Annotated in this window: 16 protein-coding genes; 13 read left to right on the top strand and 3 right to left on the bottom strand. The window is 65.3% G+C overall.

Features of this window, described 5'->3' with window-relative positions; translation table 11 throughout:
• Nucleotides 1–37: 37 nt before the first annotated feature.
• The 3 genes from SSKA14_RS14820 to SSKA14_RS14810 all read right to left on the bottom strand — a co-directional run bounded on the left by SSKA14_RS14820 (nt 38) and on the right by SSKA14_RS14810 (nt 4,395).
• A complete protein-coding gene (locus SSKA14_RS14820; RefSeq protein WP_006431022.1) occupies nt 38–1,246 on the bottom strand; it encodes an acetyl-CoA C-acyltransferase in 1,209 nt (402 codons plus the stop codon).
• Nucleotides 1,247–1,315: 69 nt separating this feature from the next.
• Nucleotides 1,316–3,688, bottom strand: coding sequence for a 3-hydroxyacyl-CoA dehydrogenase/enoyl-CoA hydratase family protein (locus SSKA14_RS14815; protein WP_008267415.1), 2,373 nt, complete (start codon nt 3,686–3,688; stop codon nt 1,316–1,318).
• A 53-nt stretch (nt 3,689–3,741) separates the two neighbouring features.
• Nucleotides 3,742–4,395: a TetR family transcriptional regulator gene (locus SSKA14_RS14810; protein WP_006431024.1), complete on the bottom strand. Its 654-nt coding sequence runs from the start codon at nt 4,393–4,395 to the stop codon at nt 3,742–3,744.
• Between the two features lie 325 nt (nt 4,396–4,720).
• Here SSKA14_RS14810 and ndk point away from each other — a divergent pair, with 325 nt between their 5' ends.
• From ndk to SSKA14_RS14740, 13 genes are all read left to right on the top strand, one after another.
• Entirely contained in the window at nt 4,721–5,146 is a 426-nt protein-coding gene (gene ndk, locus SSKA14_RS14805) for a nucleoside-diphosphate kinase (RefSeq protein ID WP_008265389.1), read from the top strand.
• 10 nt (nt 5,147–5,156) lie between these two features.
• Nucleotides 5,157–6,362, top strand: coding sequence for a 23S rRNA (adenine(2503)-C(2))-methyltransferase RlmN (gene rlmN / locus SSKA14_RS14800; RefSeq protein WP_005409296.1), 1,206 nt, complete (start codon nt 5,157–5,159; stop codon nt 6,360–6,362).
• Nucleotides 6,349–7,134 (top strand): type IV pilus biogenesis/stability protein PilW, encoded by a 786-nt coding sequence (pilW, locus tag SSKA14_RS14795; protein WP_008268338.1) that lies wholly within the window; start codon nt 6,349–6,351, stop codon nt 7,132–7,134. Before rlmN ends, pilW begins: the two co-directional genes overlap by 14 nt.
• Nucleotides 7,135–7,152: 18 nt before the next feature.
• On the top strand, nt 7,153–8,022 hold the full coding sequence (locus tag SSKA14_RS14790) for a RodZ domain-containing protein (protein WP_040007924.1): 870 nt from the start codon (nt 7,153–7,155) through the stop codon (nt 8,020–8,022).
• A gap of 65 nt (nt 8,023–8,087) precedes the next feature.
• Entirely contained in the window at nt 8,088–8,726 is a 639-nt protein-coding gene (locus SSKA14_RS14785) for a tetratricopeptide repeat protein (RefSeq protein ID WP_008267058.1), read from the top strand.
• Nucleotides 8,726–9,934, top strand: a complete 1,209-nt coding sequence (bamB, locus tag SSKA14_RS14780; protein WP_040007922.1) for an outer membrane protein assembly factor BamB — start codon at nt 8,726–8,728, stop codon at nt 9,932–9,934. The genes SSKA14_RS14785 and bamB overlap by 1 nt, the downstream gene beginning before the upstream one ends.
• 17 nt (nt 9,935–9,951) lie before the next feature.
• Nucleotides 9,952–11,349, top strand: a complete 1,398-nt coding sequence (der, locus tag SSKA14_RS14775) for a ribosome biogenesis GTPase Der (RefSeq protein ID WP_008264979.1) — start codon at nt 9,952–9,954, stop codon at nt 11,347–11,349.
• A gap of 123 nt (nt 11,350–11,472) precedes the next feature.
• On the top strand, nt 11,473–12,627 hold the full coding sequence (gene moeB / locus SSKA14_RS14770; RefSeq protein WP_269724185.1) for a molybdopterin-synthase adenylyltransferase MoeB: 1,155 nt from the start codon (nt 11,473–11,475) through the stop codon (nt 12,625–12,627).
• A 470-nt stretch (nt 12,628–13,097) separates the two neighbouring features.
• Nucleotides 13,098–14,930, top strand: coding sequence for a monovalent cation:proton antiporter-2 (CPA2) family protein (locus SSKA14_RS14760; RefSeq protein ID WP_008268587.1), 1,833 nt, complete (start codon nt 13,098–13,100; stop codon nt 14,928–14,930).
• Nucleotides 14,931–15,152: 222 nt separating this feature from the next.
• Nucleotides 15,153–16,031, top strand: coding sequence for a bifunctional methylenetetrahydrofolate dehydrogenase/methenyltetrahydrofolate cyclohydrolase FolD (folD, locus tag SSKA14_RS14755; protein WP_008267526.1), 879 nt, complete (start codon nt 15,153–15,155; stop codon nt 16,029–16,031).
• Nucleotides 16,032–16,232: 201 nt separating this feature from the next.
• The gene (gene guaB, locus SSKA14_RS14750) at nt 16,233–17,690 is read left to right on the top strand and encodes an IMP dehydrogenase (protein ID WP_005409308.1); all 1,458 of its coding nucleotides are present in this window, start codon (nt 16,233–16,235) and stop codon (nt 17,688–17,690) included.
• 104 nt (nt 17,691–17,794) lie between these two features.
• On the top strand, nt 17,795–19,360 hold the full coding sequence (gene guaA, locus SSKA14_RS14745) for a glutamine-hydrolyzing GMP synthase (protein WP_008265287.1): 1,566 nt from the start codon (nt 17,795–17,797) through the stop codon (nt 19,358–19,360).
• A gap of 405 nt (nt 19,361–19,765) precedes the next feature.
• On the top strand, nt 19,766–25,039 hold the full coding sequence (locus tag SSKA14_RS14740; protein ID WP_008268372.1) for a DEAD/DEAH box helicase: 5,274 nt from the start codon (nt 19,766–19,768) through the stop codon (nt 25,037–25,039).

The raw sequence follows: 25,039 nt of genomic DNA, 5'->3' as shown, positions 1-25,039 counted from the left end.
CCACGCCATGAAGCCCAACGAGGCAATGCTTTGAACCTTACAGCGCCTCGAAAATGCCCGCCGCGCCCATGCCGGTGCCGATGCACATCGTCACCATGCCGTACTTCTGCTGGCGACGACGCAGGCCGTGCAGCAGGGTCGCGGTGCGGATCGCGCCGGTGGCGCCCAGCGGATGGCCCAGGGCGATCGCGCCGCCCAGCGGGTTGACCTTGCTCGGGTCCAGGCCGCAATCGCGGATCACCGCCAGCGACTGCGCGGCGAAGGCTTCATTGAGCTCGATCCAGTCCAGCTGGTCCTGGGTCAGGCCGGCCTGCTTCAGTGCCTTCGGGATCGCGGCGATCGGGCCGATGCCCATCACTTCCGGACGCACGCCGGCCACCGAGAAGCTGACGAAACGCGCCAGCGGGGTCAGGCCGTAATCCTTGATCGCCTGCTCCGAAGCCAGCAGCACGGCGCCGGCGCCATCGCTCATCTGCGAGGAGTTGCCGGCAGTGACGGTGCCGCCGAACTGGCCGTTGCGGAATACCGGGCGCAGCTTGGCCAGGCCTTCGGCCGAGGAGTCCGGGCGCGGGCCTTCGTCGGTGTCGGCCACCTTGTTGCGGGTGATGATGCGCTGGCCGTCGGCCAGGTCCGGCAGGTGCGAGACGATCTCGTACGGGCTGATCTCGTCCTTGAAGTCACCGTTCTGGATCGCGGCCATGGCCTTCTGGTGCGAGGCGAGGGCGAACGCATCCTGGTCTTCGCGCGAGACCTTCCATTCTTCGGCGACCTTCTCGGCGGTGATGCCCATGCCGTAGGCGATGGCCACGTGGTCGTTGTCGAACACGCTCGGTGCCATCGCGATCTTGTTGCCCATCATCGGCACCATCGACATCGACTCGGTGCCGCCGGCCAGCATCAGGTCGGCGTTGCCCAGGCGGATCGCGTCGGCGGCCTGCGCCACGGCCTGCAGGCCGGAGGAGCAGAAGCGGTTCACGGTCTGTGCGGCGATGGTGTTGGGCAGGCCGGCCAGCAGCACGCCGATGCGAGCCACGTTCATGCCCTGCTCGGCTTCCGGCATGGCGCAGCCGATGATGGCGTCATCGATGCGGTTGACGTCCACGCCCGGCGCCTGCGCGACGACGCTGCGCAGCACGTGCGCAAGCATGTCGTCGGGGCGGGTGTTGCGGAACATGCCCTTGGGCGCCTTGCCAACCGGGGTGCGGGTGGCGGCGACGATGTAGGCGTCCTGGATTTGCTTGGTCATTGCAGTGATCTCTTGAATAGGGGTTGGAAGAGGTTGCCGGCCAGCGGCCGGCACTACCGATGTCTTCCGTCAGTTCCGCAGCGGCTTGCCGGTCTTCAGCATGTGCGCGATGCGGGCCTGGGTCTTTTCCTGCTGGGCCAGTTCGACGAAGTGCTTGCGCTCCAGGGTCAGCAGCCACTCTTCGTCGACCAGGGTGCCGCGGTCGACCTTGCCGCCGCACAGCACGGTGGCGATGCGCTCGGCGATCTCGTAGTCATACGGGCTGATGAAACGGCCTTCCAGCATGTTGACCAGCATCATCTTGAAGGTGGCGATACCCACGTCACCGGCGACCTGGATGCGGCGTGCCGGCAGCGGCGGACGGTAGCCCGCTTCGGCCAGCGCACGGGCTTCGGCCTTGGCGATGTGCAGCGCCTCGTAGCTGTTGAACACCACCTTGTCGGTGCTGCGCAGCAGGCCCAGTTCCTTGGCGTTGACCGCCGAGTTGGAGACCTTGGCCATCGCCACGGTCTCGAAGGTCTTCTTCAGTTCGGCGAACACGTCACCGCCCGGGCCGGCGGCCTGCGAGGCACGCACGGCCAGTTCCTTCAGGCCACCGCCGGCCGGCAGCAGGCCGACGCCAGCCTCGACCAGGCCGATGTAGCTTTCCAGGAAGGCCACGGTCTTGGCGCTGTGCATCTGGAACTCGCAGCCGCCACCCAGGGCCAGGCCGCGCACGGCAGCCACCACCGGCACCAGCGAGTACTTGATGCGCTGGCTGGTGCGCTGGAAGTTGGCGACCATTTCTTCGAACTGGTCGACCTTGCCGGCCTGCAGCAGGCCCAGCGCGCCGGCCAGGTCGGCACCGGCGGAGAAGGGTTCCTTCTGCTGCCAGATCACCAGGCCCTGGAAATCCTTCTCGGCGCGGCTGACGCATTCCTGCAGGCCATCGAGCACCTGGTCGGACACGGTGTTCATCTTGGTCTTGAAGCTGACCACGGCGATGCCGTCGCCGTCATGCCACATGCGCAGGCCGTCGTTCTCGAACACGGTCTCGCCCGGCGCGAACGTCTCGCCCAGCAGCGGATCCGGGAAGCGCTGGCGCTGATACACCGGCAGCGACGAGCGCGGCAGCTTGGCGTTGCGCGACGGGCTGTAGCTGCCCTCGGCGGCGTGCACGCCGTCGCGGCCATCGAACACCCAGTCCGGCAGCGGGGCGTTGCTCATGCTCTTGCCGGCGACGATGTCATCGGCGATCCACTGCGCGACCTGCTTCCAGCCAGCGGCCTGCCAGGTTTCGAACGGGCCCAGCGACCAGCCGTAGCCCCAGCGGATGGCCAGGTCGACGTCGCGCGCGGTCTCGGCGATGTCGGCCAGGTGGTAGGCGCTGTAGTGGAACAGGTCGCGGAAGGTCGCCCACAGGAACTGCGCCTGCGGGTGCTGGCTCTCGCGCAGCTTGGCGAACTTCTCGGCCGGGTTCCTGATCTTCAGGATCTCGACCACTTCCGGTGCAGCGGTGCGGTCAGCCGGGCGGTAGTCCTGCTTCTCCAGGTCCAGCACCACGATGTCCTTGCCGACCTTGCGGAAGATGCCGGCGCCGGTCTTCTGGCCCAGCGCGCCCTTGGCGATCAGCGCGTCCAGCCACTTCGGCGACTTGAAGAACGCGTGCCACGGATCGTTCGGCAGGGTGTCGCCCATGGTCTTGATGACGTGGGCCATGGTGTCCAGGCCGACCACGTCGGAGGTGCGGTAGGTGGCCGACTTCGGGCGGCCGACCAGCGGGCCGGTCAGGCCGTCCACTTCATCGAAGCCCAGGCCGAACTGCTGGGTGTGGTGGATGGTGGACAGGATCGAGAACACGCCGATGCGGTTGCCGATGAAATTCGGGGTGTCCTTTGCGTACACCACGCCCTTGCCCAGGGTGGTGACCAGGAATTCTTCCAGGCCTTCCAGCACGGCGGCATCGGTGGTGGTGGCCGGGATCAGCTCGGCCAGGTGCATGTAGCGCGGCGGGTTGAAGAAGTGCACGCCGCAGAAGCGGTGGCGCAGCTGCTCGGGCAGCACGTCGGCCAGCTTGTTGATGCCCAGGCCCGAGGTGTTGGAAGCCAGCACGGCGTGGTCGGCCACGAACGGGGCGATCTTCTTGTACAGGTCCTGCTTCCAGTCCATGCGCTCGGCGATGGCCTCGATGATCAGGTCGCAGTCCTTCAGCTGCTCCAGGCCGGACTCGTAGTTGGCCGGGGTGATCGCTTCGGCCAGCGACTTGCTGGCCAGCGGCGCCGGACTCAGCTTGCCCAGGTTGGCGATCGCCTTCAGCACGATGCCGTCGGCCGGACCTTCCTTGGCGGGCAGGTCGAACAGCACGGTGTCGACGCCAGCGTTGGTGAGGTGGGCGGCGATCTGGGCACCCATGACGCCGGCACCCAGCACGGCGGCGCGGCGGACTAGCAGGGAATTGGACATGGTGTAGGGCCTTTGTTGGTCAGCAGTTACTGGGTGGGTCACACCCGGTGGAATCACGGGGAAGCGGGCAGGGCGCTGGCGCGTGCGGCGGCGCGGAACCCGGCTTCGGCGAAATGGATCAGTTCGTGGGCGGCATGGGCACGATGCGCCGCTTCGGTGACACCGGCGGGACGCTTGATCAGACCGAAGTCGGCCATGGCATAGGTGAGCGAGCCGGCCAGGAAGTCCAGGCGCCAGTACAGCTCTTCCTTGCTCAGGTCGGGCGCGCATTCGGCAATCGCCTTGCCGAACGCACGCAGCACGTGGCCGTAGTGGTCGGACAGGAACTTGCGCAGGTTGTCGTTCTTCTCGGCGTAGGCGCGCGCGATCACGCGCACGAAGGCGCCGCCGTTCTGGCGGTCCTGGGCCAGCGCCAGCGCCGGCTCGACGAAGGCGGCCAGCACCGGGCGCAGCTGCCCGGGATGTTCGCTGCGGGCGCGCTCGAGCTGGGCCAGGCGGGCGCCGGTCATCTCGTCCATGCGGCGGCGGAACACCTCGTTGACCAGGTTTTCCTTGGAGCCGAAGTGGTAATTGACCGCTGCGATGTTGACGTCGGCCTGGCTGGTCACCTGGCGCAGCGAAGTGCCGGCGAAGCCGTGCTGGGCAAACAGCTCCTCGGCGGCACCGAGGATGCGGTCCTTGGTCGAGAAGTGGGCGGGCTTGGCCATCGGCGGGCGGACCTTAATCAAACGATTGTTTGATACTAGAACCAGACGGTAGCGTATGGCATTTTGCAGTGCAGCAAAAATGCCCGGAGCGGTCAGAATCCGCTCAGGTGGGTGAATGGGCGCAAAGGGTAGTGCCGGCCGCTGGCCGGCAACCGTGGGCAGCCCGGCGGGCGCCAGCCTGCCGGCCAGCGGCCGGCACTACCACGCCAGCGCTTTATCTTTTACAATTCGCCTACGTTTATCAGGCTAAGCCCGCGTCCCGACGCGGGTTTTTTTCATGTTACCCTTCGGGCCATCAGCGGCCCGATTCCATTGGAGACATCCCATGGCGCTGGAGCGCACCCTTTCGATCATCAAGCCGGACGCCGTTGCCAAGAACGTCATCGGCGAAATCTACGCCCGCTTCGAGAAGGCCGGCCTGAAGGTCGTGGCCGCCAAGTACAAGCAGCTGTCGCGCCGTGAAGCCGAAGGCTTCTACGCCGTGCACCGCGAGCGTCCGTTCTTCAACGCGCTGGTCGAGTTCATGATCTCCGGCCCGGTGATGATCCAGGCCCTGGAAGGCGAGAACGCCGTCCTGGCCCACCGCGACCTGCTGGGCGCCACCAACCCGAAGGAAGCCGCTGCGGGCACCATCCGCGCCGACTTCGCCGAATCCATCGATGCCAACGCCGCCCACGGCTCGGACTCGGTCGAGAATGCCGCGATTGAAATCGCCTACTTCTTCGCCGCCACCGAAGTCGTTTCGCGCTGAGAGTAATGCCGTGAACGAGGTCGTACAGTCCCCCGCCATCCAGCCGCTGCCGAAGTCGGCACCCACGGCTGGCAAGCAGAACCTGCTCGACCTCGATCGCGCGGGCCTGGAGAAATTTTTCGTCGAGGTTCTCGGCGAAAAGAAGTTCCGTGCCCATCAGGTGATGAAGTGGATCCACCATCGCTACGTCACCGACTTCGATGAAATGACCGACCTCGGCAAGGTCCTGCGCGCCAAGCTGCAGGCCCATGCCGAGGTGCTGGTTCCGAACATCGTGTTCGACAAGCCCTCCGCCGACGGCACCCACAAGTGGCTGCTGGCGATGGGCGTGGATGGCAAGAACGCCATCGAGACCGTGTACATCCCCGACAAGACCCGCGGCACGCTGTGCGTGTCCTCGCAGGTCGGTTGCGGGCTGAACTGCACGTTCTGCTCCACCGCCACCCAGGGCTTCAACCGCAACCTGACCACCGCCGAGATCATCGGCCAGGTGTGGGTTGCCGCACGCCACCTGGGCAACGTGCCGCACCAGATGCGCCGCCTCACCAACGTGGTGATGATGGGCATGGGCGAGCCGCTGATGAATTTCGACAACGTCGTGCGCGCGATGAGCGTGATGCGCGACGACCTGGGCTACGGCCTGGCCAACAAGCGCGTGACCCTGTCCACCTCCGGCCTGGTGCCGCAGATCGACCGCCTGTCCGCCGAAAGCGACGTGTCGCTGGCGGTGTCGCTGCATGCGCCCAACGATGCGCTGCGCGAGACCCTGGTGCCGCTCAACAAGAAGTACCCGATCGCCGAGCTGATGGCCTCGTGCGCGCGCTACCTGCGCGCCAACAAGCGCCGCGAATCGGTGACCTTCGAATACACCCTGATGAAGGGTATCAACGACAAGCCCGAGCATGCCCGTGAATTGGCCCGCCTGATGCGCCAGTTCGACAATGCGGTGCAGGCCAAGGATTCGGGCAAGGTCAACCTGATTCCGTTCAACCCGTTCCCGGGCACCCGCTACGAGCGGTCGGAAGAAGCGCACATCCGTGCCTTCCAGAAGATCCTGCTCGACAGCAACGTGCTGACCATGGTCCGGCGCACCCGTGGCGACGACATCGACGCCGCCTGTGGCCAGCTCAAGGGCCAGGTGATGGACCGCACCCGCCGCCAGGCGGAGTTCAACAAGACGCTGCAGGCGGGGAAGGGGAGCGATGCCGCGGCCTGACCGCCTCTGGCTGGCCCTGTTCGCAGGCGTGCTGGCCCTCTCGGTCGGCGGCTGCAAATCCCAACCCAAGGCCAAGCTGGGCCCCAGCCTGGCGCCGGTGTACTCGGTCCGCGATCCGGACAACGTCCGCCGTCAGGTGCGCTGGCAGGATCTGCTCGCGCTGGCCGCCCGCGACATGCAGGTCGGCAACCTCGATGCGGCCGAGCGCAAGGCCCGTGAGGCGCAGAAGCTGGCGCCGGAGGCTCCGGACGCGCTGGTGCTGCTGGCCGGCATCGACGAGCGCCGTGGCCGCACCCCGCAGGCCGGCGAGAGCTTCCGCAGGGCCGCCGAACTGGCGCCGCAGCGCGGCGACATCCTCAACAATTACGGTGCCTGGCTGTGCCAGCAGGGCCGGCCGGCCGAGTCACTGGTCTGGTTCGACCGCGCGCTGCAGGCGCCGGGCTATGCCACGCCAGCCGAGGCACAGGCCAATGCGGGCGGCTGCGCACTGGATGCCGGCCAGTTCGAACGTGCCGAACGCGACCTTCGCGCGGCGCTGACGACACTGCCTGACAACCCGGTCGCACTCGAGGCGATGGCCCAGCTCAGCTTCCGCCAGGGCCGTTACATGGAGGCCCGGGCCTTCGCCGAACGTAGGATTGCGGCTGCACCCGCAACGCGTTCCGTGTTACAACTTGCGTCTCAAATCGAAGCGCGGCTGGGCGATCGGGCGGCATCTGATCGCTATCTCCAGCGGATTCGACAGGAATTTCCGCAGGAAGCGGGCTCCTAACTCCAGGGTTGATGCATTGTGATTGATGACCAGACTGTGAGCGCTCTCGAGACTGCGGCCGGCTGCGGCACCCGCCTGCGCCAGGCCCGCGAAGCGGCCGGACTGACCCTCGAGGATGTCGGCACGCGCCTGCGCATGCCGGTCCAGGTGGTCAAGTCGCTGGAAGAGGAACAATGGCAGAAGCTCGGCGCGCCGGTGTTCGTGCGTGGCCAGTTGCGCAGCTATGCGCGCCTGCTCAACGTGGATGTGAGCCAGTTGCTGGAGCAGGCCCAGGTCGGCCCGGTGGTTCCGCCCACCCTGGTCAGCCATACCCATACCCCGCGCGCGCGCCGCATTGCCGAGAACCTCGGTCGGCGCATGCTCTATGTCGGCATCACCGCGGTCCTGGCCGTGCCGGTGTGGTTCGCCACCCGTGGCCACTTCGACGGCAGTGCCACGCCGTCGCCGAACACCGCCTCGCTGGACGCGATCCCGGCCGCCGTGCCGGTGGCTCCGTCCGCCGCAGGCGTCGAGCCGGCCGCCCCGGTTGACGTGGCGAGCGCCCCGGCCAGCAAGCCGGCCGCGACCCCGTACGTGGCCTCGCTGGCCCCGGTGCCGCGTTCGGCCCCGGCGCCGGCCGCCGCCAACACGCTGGACATGCGGTTCAGCGGCGACAGCTGGGTCGATATTGGCGGCCCGGATGGTGCCACCGTCGAGAAGGCGCTGATCAAGTCCGGCGAAAGCCGCAGCTTCACCCCGGGCCAGGTGACCCGGGTGACCCTGGGCAACGCCTCGGCGGTCCAGGTTCAGCAGAACGGCGCTATCGTCGATCTGACCCCCTACCAGCGAGCCAACGTGGCACGCTTTCAGGTATCCTCTGAAGGCTCCGTAGTCCCGGTTTCGCACTGAGGCGCGGTTTCACCACCTTCGATTAAACCCAATGGTCCCTCCCGATGGGCGGGGCGAGAGTACGCATGGCGATCGACGATCTGCTCGACGAGCACGAACAAAGTGAACGCGTCCGCAGCTGGCTGCGGAAGAATGGCGCCAGCATCCTTGGTGGCGTGGTCATCGCCATCGGTGCCATCGCCGGCTGGCAGTGGTACCAGAAGGATCAGGGCGGCAAGCTGGCCTCGGCCAATGTCGAGTACCAGAAGGCGCTCCTCGGCCTGCAGCAGAACAAGCTCGACGATGCCTCCAAGGCCGTGAAGGCGCTTGAAGCCGGCCCGTCCAGCATCTACGGCGACCTCGCGGCGCTGCAGCTGGCCAAGGCCCAGGTTGACGCCGGCAAGAATGAAGAGGCGCTGGCCACCCTGCGCGGCGTGAAGGTCGAAGGTGACCTGCAGCGCGTGGTCGACCAGCGCGTGGCCCGCCTGCTGGTGGCCACCGGCAAGAGCGACGAGGCGATCAAGCTGCTGGGCAGCGCCGCCGACAGCAGCAGCCTGGAAATCCATGGCGATGCGCTGATGGCGCAGGGCAAGCGTGACGACGCCCGTGCACAGTACGAGAAGGCGCTGAAATCGCTGGACGTGGCAGCGCCGCAGCGGCGCCTGCTGGAAACCAAGGTTATGGATGCTGGCGGCACGGTCGCCGCCCCTGCGGAGTCGGTTTGATGAGTCAGAAGGTCATGATCACCCGCGTCGCCACCGTGCTCCTGATGGGCATGGCCCTGACCGGCTGCAGCACCGTGAAGGGCTGGTTCGCCGGCAAGGACGCAGCAGCGAAGAAGGCCCAGGAGCCGGCTGAACTGGTCAAGTTCGAACCGAGCGTCAAGGTCAACAAGGCCTGGTCGGTCAACCTCGGCAAGGGCGAGCGCCGCATCGGCGTGCGCCAGGGCCCGGCGGTGGCCAACGGCCACGTGTTCGCTGCGGCAATCACCGGTGGCGTGCACGCCATCGACCTGCAGACCGGCAAGAAGGTCTGGACCTGGGAGCCGAAGAAAGAAAAGAAGAAGCCGAAGCTGCGCCTGTCCGGCGGCCCGGGTGTCGGTGAGAACCTGGTCGTGATCGGCACGCTGGATGGCCAGGTCATTGCCCTGGACATCAACGACGGCAGCGAGAAGTGGCGCGCCCGTGTTCCGGGTGAAGTGATTGCTGCTCCGGCCGTGGCCCAGGGCCTGGTGTTCGTGCGCAGCAACGATGGCCGCGTGACCGCCTTCGATGCCGGCAACGGCACCCAGAAGTGGTTCAACCCGAGCGAACTGCCGGCGCTGACCGTGCGCGGCAACGCGCCGGTGGTCACCGGCCCGGGCGTGCTGTTCATCGGCAAGGACGAGGGCGCGGTTGCGGCCCTGGCCCAGCAGGATGGCCGCACCCTGTGGGAACAGAACATCGGCAACGGCGAAGGCCGTACCGAGCTTGAGCGCATGGCCGACGTTGACGGTGCTCCGGTACTGGAGGGCAACACCCTCTACGTGAGCAGCTTCAAGAACCAGACCATGGCCATCGAAGGCCCGACCGGTCGCCCGCTGTGGGCGCGCGACCATGGCGGTGCCGGTGGCGTGGCGGTGTCGTCGGGCAATGTGTTCGTCACCGACAACAAGGGCGGCGTGTTCGGCCTGGACAAGGCGACCGGCGCGGCGATGTGGTCGCAGACCGAGCTGGCGCGTCGTTCGCTGACCGGCCCGGTGCTGCAGGGTGATTACGTGGTCGTCGGTGACTACAAGGGATACGTGCACTGGTTGAAGACCTCCGATGGTGCGATGGCGGCACGGGCGAAGAGCGGCGGTGACGCCCTGCTGGCCCAGCCGGTCGTCGCAGACGGGGTGCTGCTGGTGCAGAACGTTGATGGCAAGCTGACCGCCTTCCGGTTGGCAAATTAAAAATTGGAGTAATCGCGATGCTGCCTTTGGTCGCCCTGGTTGGACGGCCGAATGTCGGCAAGTCGACTATTTTCAATGCGCTGACGCGCACCCGTGACGCGCTGGTCCATGACCAGCCCGGCGTCACCCGCGACCGCAACTACGGTGTCTGCCGTCTGGACGAGGACAATCATTTCCTCGTCGTCGACACCGGCGGTATCGCGGAAGAGGAAGAGGGTCTGGCCGGTGCCACCACCCGCCAGGCCCGCGCCGCTGCGGCGGAAGCGGACCTGATCCTGTTCGTGGTCGACGCCCGTGAGGGTACGTCGGCGATGGACGACGAGATCCTGGCCTGGCTGCGCAAGCTGTCGCGCCCGACGCTGCTGCTGATCAACAAGATCGACGGCACCGACGAGGACAGCGTGCGTTCGGAATTCGCCCGTTACGGCTTCGGCGAGATGCTGACCGTCTCGGCGGCGCATCGCCAGGGCTTGGACGACCTGCTGGACGAAGTGATCCAGCGCCTGCCCGAAGAAGGCAGCGGCGAAGAGCTGGACAACGATCCGAACCGCATCCGCATCGCCTTCGTCGGCCGCCCGAACGTGGGCAAGTCGACCCTGGTCAACCGCATCCTCGGCGAGGAGCGCATGATCGCTTCCGACGTGCCGGGCACCACCCGCGACTCGATCGCGGTGGACCTGGAGCGTGACGGCCGCGAGTACCGCCTGATCGATACCGCCGGCCTGCGCCGCCGCTCGCGCGTGGACGAGGTCGTCGAGAAGTTCTCGGTGGTCAAGACCATGCAGTCGATCGAGCAGTGCCAGGTGGCCGTGCTGATGCTGGATGCCACCGAAGGCGTGACCGACCAGGACGCCACCGTGCTCGGTGCCGTGCTCGACGCCGGCCGCGCGCTGGTGATCGCCATCAACAAGTGGGATGGCCTGACCGAGTACCAGCGCGAGCAGGCCGAGACGCTGCTGTCGTTGAAGCTGGGCTTCGTGCCGTGGGCCGAATCGGTGCGCATCTCGGCCAAGCATGGCTCGGGCCTGCGAGAGCTGTTCCGTGCCGTGCACCGCGCGCACGAGTCGGCCAACAAGACCTTCACTACCAGCGAAGTGAACAAGGCGCTGGAAGTGGCGTACGAGACCAACCCGCCGCCGACCATCCGCGGCCACGTCTCCAAGCTGCGTTACGTGCACCCGGCCGGCGCAAACCCGCCGACCTTCATCGTGCACGGCACGCGCCTGAAGGAGCTGCAGGAATCGTACAAGCGCTACCTGGAGAACTTCTTCCGCAAGCGCTTCAAGCTGATCGGCACCCCGGTGAGCTTCATCTTCCGCGAGGGTACCAACCCGTACGAGGGCAAGAAGAACGTCCTCACCGAGCGGCAGGTCAAGGCCAAGCGGCGCTTGATGAAGCACGTCAAGGGCAAGTGATCTGCGGTAGTGCCGGCCGCTGGCCGGCAACCTCGCGGAGTCTGACGCGTTCATGGCGTGGTCGGCCAGCGGCCGGCACTACCCCCGCGTTTGCGGATATCGGTCAAGGCGGCCTGGCGGCACCTGCGCGATAATGCGGCCATGAGCATCCGAGAGCTTTCCCCCGCGCAGGCGCGCGAGCGCCTGGCCCACGGCGCCGTGCTGATCGATGTGCGCGAGGCGCACGAACGGGCCGGGGGCATGGCCGAGGGCGCGCGTGGCGTGGCCAGGGGCGAGCTGCAGGCCGATCCGGCCGCGTACCTGCCGCGTCACGACCAGGAAATCCTGCTGATCTGCCAGAGCGGCAAGCGCTCGGCCGATGCCGCGCAGTTCCTGCAGGAGGCCGGGTATGCCAACGTCGCTTCCGTGACGGGCGGTACCGTGGCCTGGCGCGAGCAGGTGCTGCCACTGGTGCAGCCGCTGACCAGCGCGGCCGACCGCGACTTCTACGACCGCTATTCGCGCCATCTGCTGCTGCCGCAGGTGGGCGAGGTGGGTCAACGCCGCCTGCAGCAGTCGCGCGTGCTGGTGCTGGGCGCGGGCGGGTTGGGCGCACCGGCCGGCTTCTATCTGGCTGCGGCCGGGGTAGGGCACCTGCGCTTTGCCGACCATGACCGTGTGGAGCGCAGCAACCTGCACCGGCAGATCGTGCATACCGAGGCCAGTGTCGGCCAGCTCAAGGTCGATTCCGCACGTGAGCGGTTGCTGGCGCTGAACCCGTCGATCGAGGTCGAAGCGGTGCCCGAGCGCGTCACCTCCGAGAACGTGGACGCGCTGCTGGACGGCGTGGACGTGGTGCTGGACGGCTCGGACAACTTCCCGCTGCGCTACCTGCTCAACGACGCCTGCATCAAGCACGCCAAGCCGCTGGTGTACGCCGCCATCGAGCGCTTTGACGGCCAGGTCAGCGTGTTTGACGCCGGCCGCCAGCGTGGCGTGGCGCCGTGCTACCGCTGCCTGTTCCCCGAGCCGCCGCCGCCGGAGTTCGCGCCGAACTGTTCCGAGGCCGGCGTGCTGGGCGTACTGCCTGGGCTGGCCGGGGTGCTGCAGGCCACCGAGGTGCTGAAGCTGCAGCTGGGTATCGGTGAACCGCTGGTGGGGCGCCTGCTGCGCTTCGATGCGCTGGGCATGCGCTTCCGCGAGACCGGCATCCGGCCGGACCCGCAGTGCCCGGTGTGTGCGCCGGGGGTGCCGTTCCCGGGGTATATCGATTACACAGCGTTTTGCCGGGGTGGGTGAACCCGGCCGGGGAATGCACCGGTGGATGCCGACCTTGGTCGGCGCTCTCGTGCCAACCAAGGTTGGCACCTACCGAAGCGGATGCATGGTTTCGGGATCCGGCATCCGGCCGGACCCGCAGTGCCCGGTGTGCGCGCCGGGGGTGCTGTTCCCGGGGTACATCGATTACGCCGCGTTCTGTCGGGGTGGGTGAACCCGGCCGGGGAATGCACCCGTGGATGCCGACCTTGGTCGGCACTCTCGTGCCAACCAAGGTTGGCACCTACCGAAGCGGGTGCAAGGTTGGCACCCGCCGAGGCGGGGGCGTGGTTGGCACCTGTCGAGGCGTGTGCATGGTTTCGGGATGATGCTCGGGGTCAGTCCCCACATCGTTCCACCTCCAAGACAATCCGGCGCAACATGCGTGCTATTGCCGTCATCGGCATTGCTCTATTGTTGAACCCGATTCTGGATCTTGGGGAAAGCACCGCATGGCGGTAGAAGCAGCGACCAGCGAGCTGGTCAAGGTCGTGGCCCTGTTGGGTGCGGCGGTGGTGATGGTGCCTTTGTTCCGCCGGGCCGGCCTGGGCTCGGTGCTGGGCTACTTCGCCGCTGGCCTGGCGATCGGACCGTTCGGGCTGGGCTGGTTCTCCGACCCGCAGGCGATCCTGCATACCGCCGAGCTCGGCGTGGTGATGTTTCTGTTCGTGATCGGCCTGGAAATGCGGCCCTCGCACCTGTGGAGCCTGCGCAAGGAAATCTTCGGGCTGGGCACGCTGCAGATCGCCACCTGTGCGCTGGTGCTGACCAGCATCGCCAAGCTGTTCGGCTTCCCCTGGCAGGTCGCCTTCATCGGCGCCACCGGCTTCGTGCTCACCTCCACCGCGGTGGTGATGCAGCTGCTGGCCGAGCGCGGTGACATCGCGCTGCCCTCTGGCCAGAAGATCGTTTCGATCCTGCTGTTCGAAGACCTGCTGATCGTGCCGTTGCTGGCGCTGGTGGCGTGGATGGCGCCGAGTGCGGGCAGCGCCGATGGCGAGGGGTCGCGCTGGCTGTCCGTGGCAATCGGTGTCGGCGCCATCGTCGGTCTGGTGCTGGTCGGCCGCTTCCTGCTCAATCCCTTGTTCCGGGTGCTGGCCGAATCGAAGGCGCGCGAGGTGATGACCGCCGCCGCGCTGCTGGTGGTGCTGGGTGCGGCGCTGCTGATGCAGCTGTCCGGCCTGTCGATGGCGATGGGCGCGTTCCTGGCCGGCGTGCTGCTGAGCGAGTCGACCTTCCGCCACCAGATCGAAGCGGACATCGAACCGTTCCGCGGCATCCTGCTCGGCCTGTTCTTCCTCAGCGTGGGCATGGCGCTGGACCTGAGCGTGGTGGCCGCGCACTGGCAGCTGATCCTCGGCCTGGTGCTGGCGTTGATGGCGGCCAAGGCGCTGTGCATCTACGTGGTGGCGCGCATCATGGGCAGCGATCACGCGCAGGCGCTGGACCGTGGCGTGCTGATGGCGCAGGGCGGCGAGTTCGCCTTCGTGCTGTTCTCCGCCGCTGCATCGGCCGGCGTGATCGACCTGGAGATCAATGCCAACTTCACCGCCGTGGTGGTGCTGTCGATGGCGCTGACTCCGCTGGTGGTGCTGGTCTACAAGCGCGTGGCACCGAAGCCGACGGTGAACATGGACGGCGTGGACGAGGCCGATGGCCTGTCCGGCAGCGTGCTGCTGATCGGCTTCGGTCGCTTCGGCCAGGTTGCCAGCCAGTCGCTGCTGGCGCGCGACGTGGACGTAACCATCATCGACAACGATGTGGAGATGATCCAGAGCGCGGCGCGGTTCGGTTTCAAGATCTACTACGGCGATGGCACGCGTCTGGACGTGCTGCATGCCTCGGGTGCCGCGACCGCACGTGCGATCGCGGTGTGCGTGGACAAGGCCGAGGCCGCCGACCGCATCGTTGAACTGGTGGCGCATGAATTCCCGCAGGCCAAGCTGATGGTGCGCTCGTTCGACCGCGAGCATTCGCTGCGGCTGATCCATGCCGGTGTCGATTTCCAGATCCGCGAGACGTTTGAGTCGGCGGTGCTGTTCGGCCAGGCCGCACTGGTGGAACTGGGTGCGGACGAGGATGACGCGATCGAGATTGCAGAGCAGATCCGCCGCCGCGATGCCGAGCGCTTCGAGCTGGAGATTGCTGGTGGCGGTTTGAATGCCGGCGCACGGATGATCTACGGCAACAGCCCGCAGGGCGTACCGACGCCGACCCCGTTTACCGCACCGAAGCGCGCGAGCAAGACGCTGAACCCGCAGGACGTGCCGGAAGAGGAAGAGTAGCCCCGGTCGTGCCGGCCGCTGGCCGGCAGATACGGAAACGTTCCGACGCCATGAGGTTGCCGGCCAGCGGCCGGCACTACCGGCAGATACGGAAACGTTCCGACGTCATGAGGTTGCCGGCCAGCGGCCGGCACTACCGAGGCGCGGTGTCGACGTGCGGCGGTGGGCGAGGGGGCCTGAATCGGGGACAATAGCGTCCCCGCCGCCCCACGCCCGCTCCCGATGACCGATTCCGCCCCCCAGCTTCCTGCCCGCATCCTCGATGGCCGCCGTATCGCCGAGGACCTGCTCGACAGCCTGAAGGTGCGCGTCGACGCCCGCGTGGCCGCCGGTGGCAGCCGTCCGGGCCTGGCCGTGGTGCTGGTCGGTGGCGACCCGGCCTCGACCGTGTACGTGCGCAACAAGCGCCGTGCCGCCGAGAAGGTCGGCATCGAAGCGCATGACTACGATCTGCCGGCCGGCACCACCGAAGCCGAGCTGCTCGACCTGATCGACCAGCTCAACGCCGACCCGAAGATCAACGGCATCCTGATCCAGCTGCCGCTGCCGGGCATCCCCGACGCGCGCCGGCTGATCCAGCGCATCGACCCGCGCAAGGATGTGGACGGCTTCCATCCGGAAAACGTCGGCCACCTGGCCCTGCGCGAGTTCGGCCTGCGCCCCTGCACCCCGCGCGGCATCACCACGCTGCTGGGCCACACCGACCAGCCGGTGCGCGGCCGCAACGCCACCATTGTGGGCGTGAGCAACCACGTCGGCCGCCCGATGGGCCTGGAGCTGCTGATTGCCGGCTGCACCGTCACCAGCTGCCACAAGTTCACCCCCAAGGACGTGCTGGAACAGGCCGTGCGCAACGCCGACGTCCTGGTGGTGGCGGTGGGCCGCCCGGGCATCGTGCCGGGCGAGTGGGTGAAGCCGGGCGCGGTGGTGATCGATGTGGGCATCAACCGGTTGGACGACGGCCGGTTGGTGGGCGATGTTGGGTTTGAAGCGGCGGCCCAGCGGGCCAGCTGGATCACCCCGGTGCCGGGTGGCGTGGGCCCGATGACCGTGGCCACGTTGATGCAGAACACGTTGGAAGCGGCCGAAGCGCTGAGCTGACTGGTAGTGCCGGCCGCTGGCCGGCAACCCGGTTAGCCGTCCGAAGGTTCATGAGGTTGCCGGCCAGCGGCCGGCACTACCTGCTTTGGTGCGGCCCCTGAATGGATCGCCGCCTGCGCGACACTGCGTCGCATCTACCCCCTGCCACAGGGCGCGAAAACAGGGTAAAATGTCGCGCTTCCCCACATCTCGGGTATGCCGATGCTGCGCATCCAGGCTGAAGCACTCACTTACGACGACGTCTCGCTCGTCCCCGCCCACTCGACCATCCTGCCCAAGGACGTCAACCTCGAAACGCGGTTGACTCGCGACCTGAAGCTGAAGCTTCCGATCCTGTCCGCAGCCATGGATACCGTCACCGAAGCCCGCCTGGCCATCGCCATGGCACAGCTCGGCGGCATGGGCATCATCCACAAGAATCTCAGTCTGGAACAGCAGGCCGCGGAAGTGGCCAAGGTCAAGAAGTTCGAGGCCGGTGTCATCCGCGACCCGATCACCGTCGGCCCGGAAACCACCATCCGCGACGTGCTGGCCCTGACCCAGGCGCACAACATCTCCGGCGTGCCGGTGGTGGGCAGCGACGGCCTGCTGGCCGGCATCGTGACCCACCGCGATATGCGCTTCGAGACCGAGCTGGACGATCCGGTCCGCCACATCATGACCAAGAAGGATCGCCTGATCACGGTCAAGGAAGGCGCCGCCTCCGACGAAGTGCTGCAGCTGCTGCACCGCAACCGCATCGAAAAGGTGCTGGTGGTCAATGATTCGTTCGAACTGCGTGGCCTGATCACCGTCAAGGACATCCAGAAGAACACCGACTTCCCGAATGCTGCCAAGGATCTGTCGACCCGCCTGCTGGTCGGCGCTGCCGTCGGCGTGGGTGGCGATACCGATCGCCGCGTGGAAGCGCTGGTCGCCGCCGGCGTGGACGTGATCGTGGTCGATACCGCGCACGGCCACTCGCAGGGCGTGCTGGACCGCGTCAGCTGGGTCAAGAAGAACTTCCCGAACGTGCAGGTCATCGGTGGCAACATCTGCACCGGCGAAGCCGCACTGGCGCTGCTGGACAGCGGCGCGGATGCAGTGAAGGTCGGCATCGGCCCGGGCTCGATCTGCACCACGCGCGTCGTCGCCGGCGTTGGCGTGCCGCAGGTCACCGCGATCGACCTGGTGGCCGAAGCGCTGCAGGACCGTATCCCGCTGATCGCCGACGGTGGCATCCGCTACTCGGGCGACATCGGCAAGGCGCTGGCCGCCGGTGCCTCGACCATCATGGTCGGCGGCCTGCTGGCCGGTACCGAGGAATCGCCGGGCGAGACCGAGCTGTACCAGGGCCGTTCGTACAAGAGCTACCGCGGCATGGGTTCGCTGGCTGCCATGGAGAAGGGGTCGAAGGACCGCTACTTCCAGGACGCCGCCACCGCCGACAAGCTGGTGCCGGAAGGCATCGAAGGTCGCGTGCCGTACCGCGGCCCGGTGGGCGGCATCATCCACCAGCTGATGGGCGGCCTGCGCGCCACCATGGGCTACGTGGGCTGCGCCACCATCGAAGACATGCGCAGCAAGCCCAAGTTCGTCAAGATCAGCGGCGCCGGCCAGCGTGAGAGCCACGTCCACGACGTGACGATCACCAAAGAGCCGCCGAACTACCGCGCCTGACGCGGGCCGGGCAAAGAGGAACGAGGAAGCTGATTCCCGTTCCTCTTTTTCCATCTGCTGCTGCAAATCTGATTTCGTTTTCCCTACTGCATTGCCAGGGCGCCATGACCAACATCCATAACGACAAGATCCTCATCCTCGATTTCGGCGCGCAGTACACGCAGCTGATCGCCCGCCGCATCCGCGAGCTGGGCGTCTACTGCGAAATCTGGGCGTGGGACCACAACCCGGCCGAGATCGCGGCGTTCGGCGCCAAGGGCATCATCCTGTCCGGTGGCCCGGAATCGACCACGCTGCCGGGCGCCCCGGCTGCGCCGCAGGAAGTGTTCGACAGCGGCCTGCCGATCTTCGGCATCTGCTACGGCATGCAGACCCTGGCCGCGCAGCTGGGCGGTGCCACCGAAGCCGCTGACCAGCGCGAGTTCGGCCACGCCGAAGTGAACGTGATCAACCCCGATGCGCTGTTCAAGGGCCTGAGCGACCACGGCGGCGAGCCGAAGCTGAATGTCTGGATGAGCCACGGCGACCACGTCTCCGTTGCGCCGCCGGGCTTCACCATCACCGCCACCACCGACCGCATTCCGGTGGCCGCCATGGCCAACGAAGAAAAGCGCTGGTACGGCGTGCAGTTCCACCCGGAAGTGACCCACACCCTGCAGGGCCAGGCGCTGCTGCGCCGCTTCGTGGTGGATGTGTGCGGCTGCCAGACCCTTTGGACCGCCGCCAACATCATCGGCGACCAGATTGCCCGCGTGCGCGAGCAGGTGGGCGATGACGAAGTGATCCTGGGCCTGTCCGGCGGCGTTGACTCGTCGGTTGTGGCCGCGCTGCTGCACAAGGCCATCGGCGAGAAGCTGACCTGCGTGTTCGTGGATACCGGCCTGCTGCGCTGGCAGGAAGGCGACCAGGTGATGGCGATGTTTGCCGAGCACATGGGCGTCAAGGTCGTTCGCGTGAATGCCGCCGACCGTTACTTTGCCGCGCTGGAAGGCGTGAGCGACCCGGAAGCCAAGCGCAAGATCATCGGCAACCTGTTCGTTGAGATCTTCGATGAAGAGTCGAACAAGCTGAAGAACGCCAAGTGGCTGGCGCAGGGCACCATCTACCCGGACGTGATCGAGTCGGCCGGCAGCAAAACCGGCAAGGCGCATGTGATCAAGAGCCACCACAACGTGGGCGGCCTGCCGGAGCACATGAAGCTGGGCCTGGTGGAGCCGCTGCGCGAGTTGTTCAAGGACGAAGTGCGCCGCCTGGGCGTTGAGCTGGGCCTGCCGCGCACCATGGTCTACCGCCATCCGTTCCCGGGCCCGGGCCTGGGCGTGCGTATCCTGGGCGAAGTGAAGCGCGAATACGCCGAACTGCTGGCCAAGGCCGATGCCATCTTCATTGATGAGCTGCGCAAGGCCGACCTGTACGACAAGACCAGCCAGGCGTTTGCCGTGTTCCTGCCGGTGAAGTCGGTGGGCGTGGTGGGCGATGCGCGGGCGTATGAGTGGGTGATTGCGCTAAGGGCGGTGGAGACGATCGACTTCATGACGGCGCATTGGGCGCACCTGCCGTATGAATTCCTGGGGACGGTGAGCAACCGGATCATCAATGAGTTGCGGGGGGTGTCGAGGGTTGTTTATGACATCTCGGGGAAGCCGCCGGCGACTATTGAGTGGGAGTGAGTTGAAAGAACGAGGGCGCCGAGAGGCGCCCTTTTTGTATGTCTAGTGCTCCTGCAAATGGCGCACGCTTGTGAGCTGATTGCCGCTGATCATCCCCAGTCATTCATGCTGGCCACCTGCGACCGGGCCAAGGTTCAGAGTGGGGTGATCAGACGCCGCTAATAGGGCATTTGCGTGGGAAATTCCGCATTTAATGGCTATGATTACCGCATTTACGCCGCGCGGTCAGCCGAAGCCCTCGTAGGTCCGTGCCATAGCGCGGCATTGGTATGCATAGAGTCATCTGGCCGGCTGAAGGGTAGGGACGGGGTGCGGCGTACGAAGCGGAAGCGCATCGCAGCAGGCACCACCGTCAGTGCAGTGGTCCTGGTGATTGGCCACAAGATGGATCAGTGAGGAATATCCATGGATAACGTTTTCCAATTCCGCGACCAGCTCATCGAACGATACGGCAGCTTCTCTCGCAGTTTCGTTCGCATTGCTGCGTCTGATATCCAAGCTGAAGTCGAACACCAATATGCGCAAGGTCGCTACTGGCCTGAGCCGCTGGTGCAGATCAACCCGAATTACCAACGCCAAGGTACGGTGCAGAACCTCGCTGCTCAGGGGGTCTTGCATGCTGCCTGCGCAGAGATCTTCCAGGTCGGAAAGTCTGAAGGTTCGCCAGAACCCCTGCATCTTTACAAGCACCAGATGGAAGCCTTGGCCAAAGGCCAGGAACGCCAAAGCTATGTGGTCACTACCGGAACGGGGTCGGGAAAGTCCCTGTCCTTTTTCATCCCGATCATCGACCGCATACTCAAGGCCAAGCAATCCGATGGCAAAGCACGTACCAGGGCCATTGTCATCTATCCGATGAATGCTCTGGCCAACAGCCAGCTGGAAGAAATCGACAAGTTTCTGCATGGCTATGAGCCAGAGCTTCGTCCCTTCACCGTCAAGCGCTACACCGGCCAGGAGAGCAGGGCGGAACGCAGCGCCATCGCGGATGACCCGCCCGATATCCTACTCACTAATTTCATGATGCTGGAGTACATCCTCACGCGCTTCGACGAAGTGGATCGGCGTGTGGTGGAACACTGCGAGGGACTTGAGTTCCTGGTGCTGGATGAATTGCATACCTATCGTGGCCGTCAAGGGGCGGACGTTGCGTTGCTAGTTCGGCGCCTGCGAGAGCGCTTGAAAGCCGAACAACTAGTCTGCATCGGCACGTCAGCCACTATGTCCAGCAAGGGTAGCCAAGCCGATCGCAACCGCGTGGTGGCTGATGTGGCTAGCAAACTTTTTGGCACCCAGATCAGCGAGCATGACGTCATCGGCGAGACCTTGGAGCGCGTTACCAACCCGCTCAAGGACGTCAACGCCATCCGTACAGAACTACCGGCGGCCATTACGCGAAAGCAGAATGTCTGGGCTGACTTCGACGCCTTTCGCAATGATCCGTTATCCATCTGGGTGGAATTGAACCTGGGTATCGAACTACCTGCCGACGAGCCTCCTAGGCGGGCAAGACCCATGATGTTGGAAGTGGCCAGCCGCCGTCTCGCCGAAGACGCGGGTTGCCAGCCTGAAGCCGCTCGCACCGCCCTGCAGCGCTTCCTTGTGGCTGCACATAATGTGCGTACGCCCCAGGGCAGGCCGCCTTTCGCGTTCAAGCTGCATCAGTTTATCAGCGGTCCAGGGAAAGTACTCACCACGCTGGAGGCGCGAGGTAAGCGCCATGTCACACTCGATGCTCAGCGTTTCGCACCGGGGCGACAGCAAGAGAATGTACTGCTTTACCCGACGCACTTCTGCCGCGATTGTGGACAGGAGTACCTACCTGTCTGGCACGCACAGCAACCGGTGAGCTTCAGCTCACGTGAAATCGACGATATCGCGGCAGAAGACGACGCCAGCTATGGTTTCCTGTGTCCTATGGTGCCTGGGCAGCAATACGGCGGCCAGCTCGAAGACCTGCCTGAGACCTGGATCGACCTCAGCCGTAACGAACCCAAAATCAAGCCAACCTACAAGAATGCCGTTCCCTATATGGTCACGGTCGATGCCAAAGGGCAACCGGGCTCGGGGACGGAGTTCTGGTTCATTCCGGGAAAGTTCCGCTTCTGCCTGAACTGCGGCACGACACACGAAGCCCACGGCAAGGATGTTAACCGCCTCTCCAGCCTGTCCGGCGAAGGCCGCTCTTCGGCCACGACCATGATTGCCCTGGCGGCCTTGCAGCAATTGTTTGCGCTTTCCGAACCTGTGCCAGGGCAGCCTGACCCACGCAAGTTGCTTGGGTTTACCGACAACCGCCAGGATGCTGCTCTGCAGGCGGGACATTTCAACGACTTCATTTTTCTGCTGACGCTGCGTGCCGGCTTGATCGGCGCACTGCAAGGCAGCGGCGGCCAACTCGATGAAGAACACTTGTCCGAAAGCGTATTCAAGGCCCTCGGCTTTCAAGGGGTCGATGAAGCGACCTTGGTGGAGTATCTGCGCACCCCCAAGCTTATGGGACTGGCCCGACAAGAAGCGCAACGCACATTGCGCTTCATCATCGCTTACCGGCTACTGCGTGATCTACGGCGTGGCTGGCGCTTCAATAATCCGAATCTGGATCAACTCGGCCTATTGCAGATTCGGTATCGAGACCTAGATGCCTTTTGCGCTGACGCCAGCATCTTTGCCGCAAACAGTACCTTGACCAAATTGACGGCAGTGCAGCGGACAGTTCTGTTCGAACTGCTGTTCGACGCCTTGCGCCGCCATCTGTGCCTGGAAAGTCGTTACCTCGACCCGGTCGAGCAGGATAAGGCACGCACCAGTGCCCATACCTACTTGAATGAGCGTTGGGCCTTCGCTCCCGACGAGAAACTCGATACCGGCCGCTATCTCATCCTCGGCAAGCGCCCGGAATACAAGGGCAGGCCGCGTACCGACTTGGTGACAGGTGGTCCGCGCTCCCGTCTGCTGCGGCAAATAAAGACGGCCGCCTTCTGGTGCATTAGCGCATGCGCCAGCGAGGTCGCGCAGTGGAAAGATGTCGAGTGGGCTAAGCTGATCGAAGCGCTGCTGGAGGCCGCCAAGGACTATGGCTATGTGCAGCGCCAACCTATCGACGCCCAGCTCGCAGGCTGGCGCCTGAACGCGGCTGCTCTGGACTGGTGCCTGATTGCCGATCAGCCGCAAACTGATAGCAATCGAATCAACCAGTACTTCCGCACGCTGTACGTCGGCATTGCCGACCTGCTGCGTCAGCCCTCGCATCCGCTGTTCGACTTCGAGGCCCAGGAACACACCGCCCAGGTGGATGCGCCGCGCCGGCAACTGCTGGAGCAGCGTTTTCGCTACACCGAGAAAGACAGGCAGGATTGGGCGCAGAACCCGGCCCACGAAGCGCCGTTGGAACGTCTACCGGTGATGTTCTGCTCCCCCACGATGGAGCTTGGCGTGGATATCTCCGCGCTCAACACTGTGTACCTGCGCAATGTGCCGCCGACCCCCGCCAACTATGCCCAGCGCAGCGGTCGCGCGGGCCGTTCGGGACAGCAGGCTCTGGTCATCACCTACTGTGCGGCACTCAGCCCGCATGACCAGTGGTTCTTCCGCAATGCCGAGCAAATGGTGCATGGCGTCGTGCGCGCACCAACCCTCGATCTGAGCAATCGCGATCTCATCGACAGCCATCTGCAAGCGGTCTGGCTGGCCAGCACCCAGGTGCCGCTGGACGACAGCATTGCGCCCATGCTGGATCTCGACCAACCCGGAAAGCCACTGAAACAGCCCTTGCACGAAGCACTGCGGGCGCAGGCTGTCCAGCACCGGGCCTCGGCCAGTGCCGACCGGGTCATCAACCAGCTTGAGGGCGAGCTTGAAGGCAGCGCCTGGTTCACGCCTGACTATGTGCGCCAGGTGATCGACAACGCGGCGCAAGCGTTCTCTGGGGCGCTGGAGCGCTGGCGCGTGCTGTTCGATGCCACCCGCCAACAGATGGATATGGCTGATCGCATCGTCAAGAGCCATACCGCCTCGCACACTGAGCGCCAGAATGCCCAGCGCCGCTATGGCGACGCCGCGCGCCAGTACGCCGTATTGCTCAAGTCCGGCAACGGCCAGAACAATGACTTCTATACGTATCGCTACTTGGCCAGCCAAGGCTTTTTGCCTGGCTACAACTTCCCGCGCCTGCCACTGATGGCCTGGATTCCGGCCCGTGGCGGCCAGGCCGTCAATGGCAAGGATGACGAAGGCAGCATGGTCAGCCGGCCGCGCTTCCTGGCCTTGTCCGAATTTGGCCCCCGCAGCCTCATTTATCACCAGGGCCGCATGTACCGCGTGGTGCGTGCCAAGCTCAACGTAGGCAATACAGACCACATTTCCGGCAACAGCCAGTTGGCCACCATTGCCTCGTTGGTGTGCAGCCAATGCGGCTACGGTCATCTCGGCGAGTCGGGCGGCGAACAGCCGCTGGTCAATCGCTGCGAGAACTGCGACGCCTTGCTCACCGAGCACGATTGGGTGCGCGAGCTCTACCGCATCGAAACCGTGGAGACCGTGGCCACCGAGCGCATTTCCATCAACGACGAAGAGCGCCAGCGTCAGGGCTTCGAGCTGCAAACCACCTACCGCTTTCTACCCGGCCCCGATGGCCGTATCCAGCAGCAGAAGGCCACGATCCAACAAGGCGAGGACGTGCTAGGCGAGCTCACCTACGCGCCCGCTGCGCAAATTTGGCGCATCAATCGCGGCTGGCGCAGGCGTAAAGACAAGGAGCAACTGGGCTTCTATATCAATCCCGTCACGGGCACCTGGAGCAAGAAGGACGCACCGGATGCGGAAGACGACCAGGGCGGCGACGATGCTTTGCTGGAGAAGGTACCCAACCAGCGCATCGTTCCTTTTGTGGAAGATCATCGCAATCTGCTGATCTTCGCTCCCGTACATGCCCTGTCGCTGGAGGCCATGGCCACTTTGCAGGCCGCGCTCAAGCGCGGCATCGAAATGACTTTCCAGATCGAGGAGTCCGAACTGGTGGTCGAGCCACTGCCGAAGTCCGACGAGCGCCGCGCCTTGCTGTTCTACGAAGCGGCGGAAGGCGGTGCGGGTGTGCTCACTCGCCTGGCAAACAATCGCGACGACCTTGCACTCGTAGCCAGCAATGCCCTGCAACTGATTCACTATCGCAAACCGCAGAGCGGCATTTGGACGCTGGACGATTTGCCGTCGCTGGAGCGGACCGATGCACTTGGCAATCATCAGTGCGAAGCCGGCTGCTATCAGTGCCTGCTGTCCTACTTCAACCAGCCGGATCACGAACACATCAACCGCCGCAATGCGGATGCGCTCAAGCTGCTGGTCGCGCTGGCCAATGCTCAGGTACAGCCTGTGGAATGCAGCGCGGCCCCTGTTGCAGCGACGATCTTGGCAGACGAGCCACTCGACGCCTGGCTGTCCGCGCTCAGCCAGGCAGGAGCCGTGCAACCTGATGCGGTCAACGTGTCCGTCAACAATGGCGTAGCCACTGCGGCGGCCCAGTACAAGGCATCTCGTGCTTTGGTGTTTCTGTCCGCTGTGGATGAGCAGACCACCGGCGTACTGCAGGACAAAGGCTGGCAGGTGCTCGATTTCTCGGACGCTTTACGCTGGCCACAACAATTCGCCGCGCACGCCGATGTGTTCGGTTCCAAGGAATAA

The organism is Stenotrophomonas sp. SKA14, from assembly GCF_000158575.1.
GTDB classification, from domain to species: Bacteria; Pseudomonadota; Gammaproteobacteria; order Xanthomonadales; family Xanthomonadaceae; genus Stenotrophomonas; species Stenotrophomonas forensis.
The sequence above is the reverse complement of the archived record's forward strand: the minus strand, read 5'-3'. Positions and strand labels throughout refer to the sequence as shown.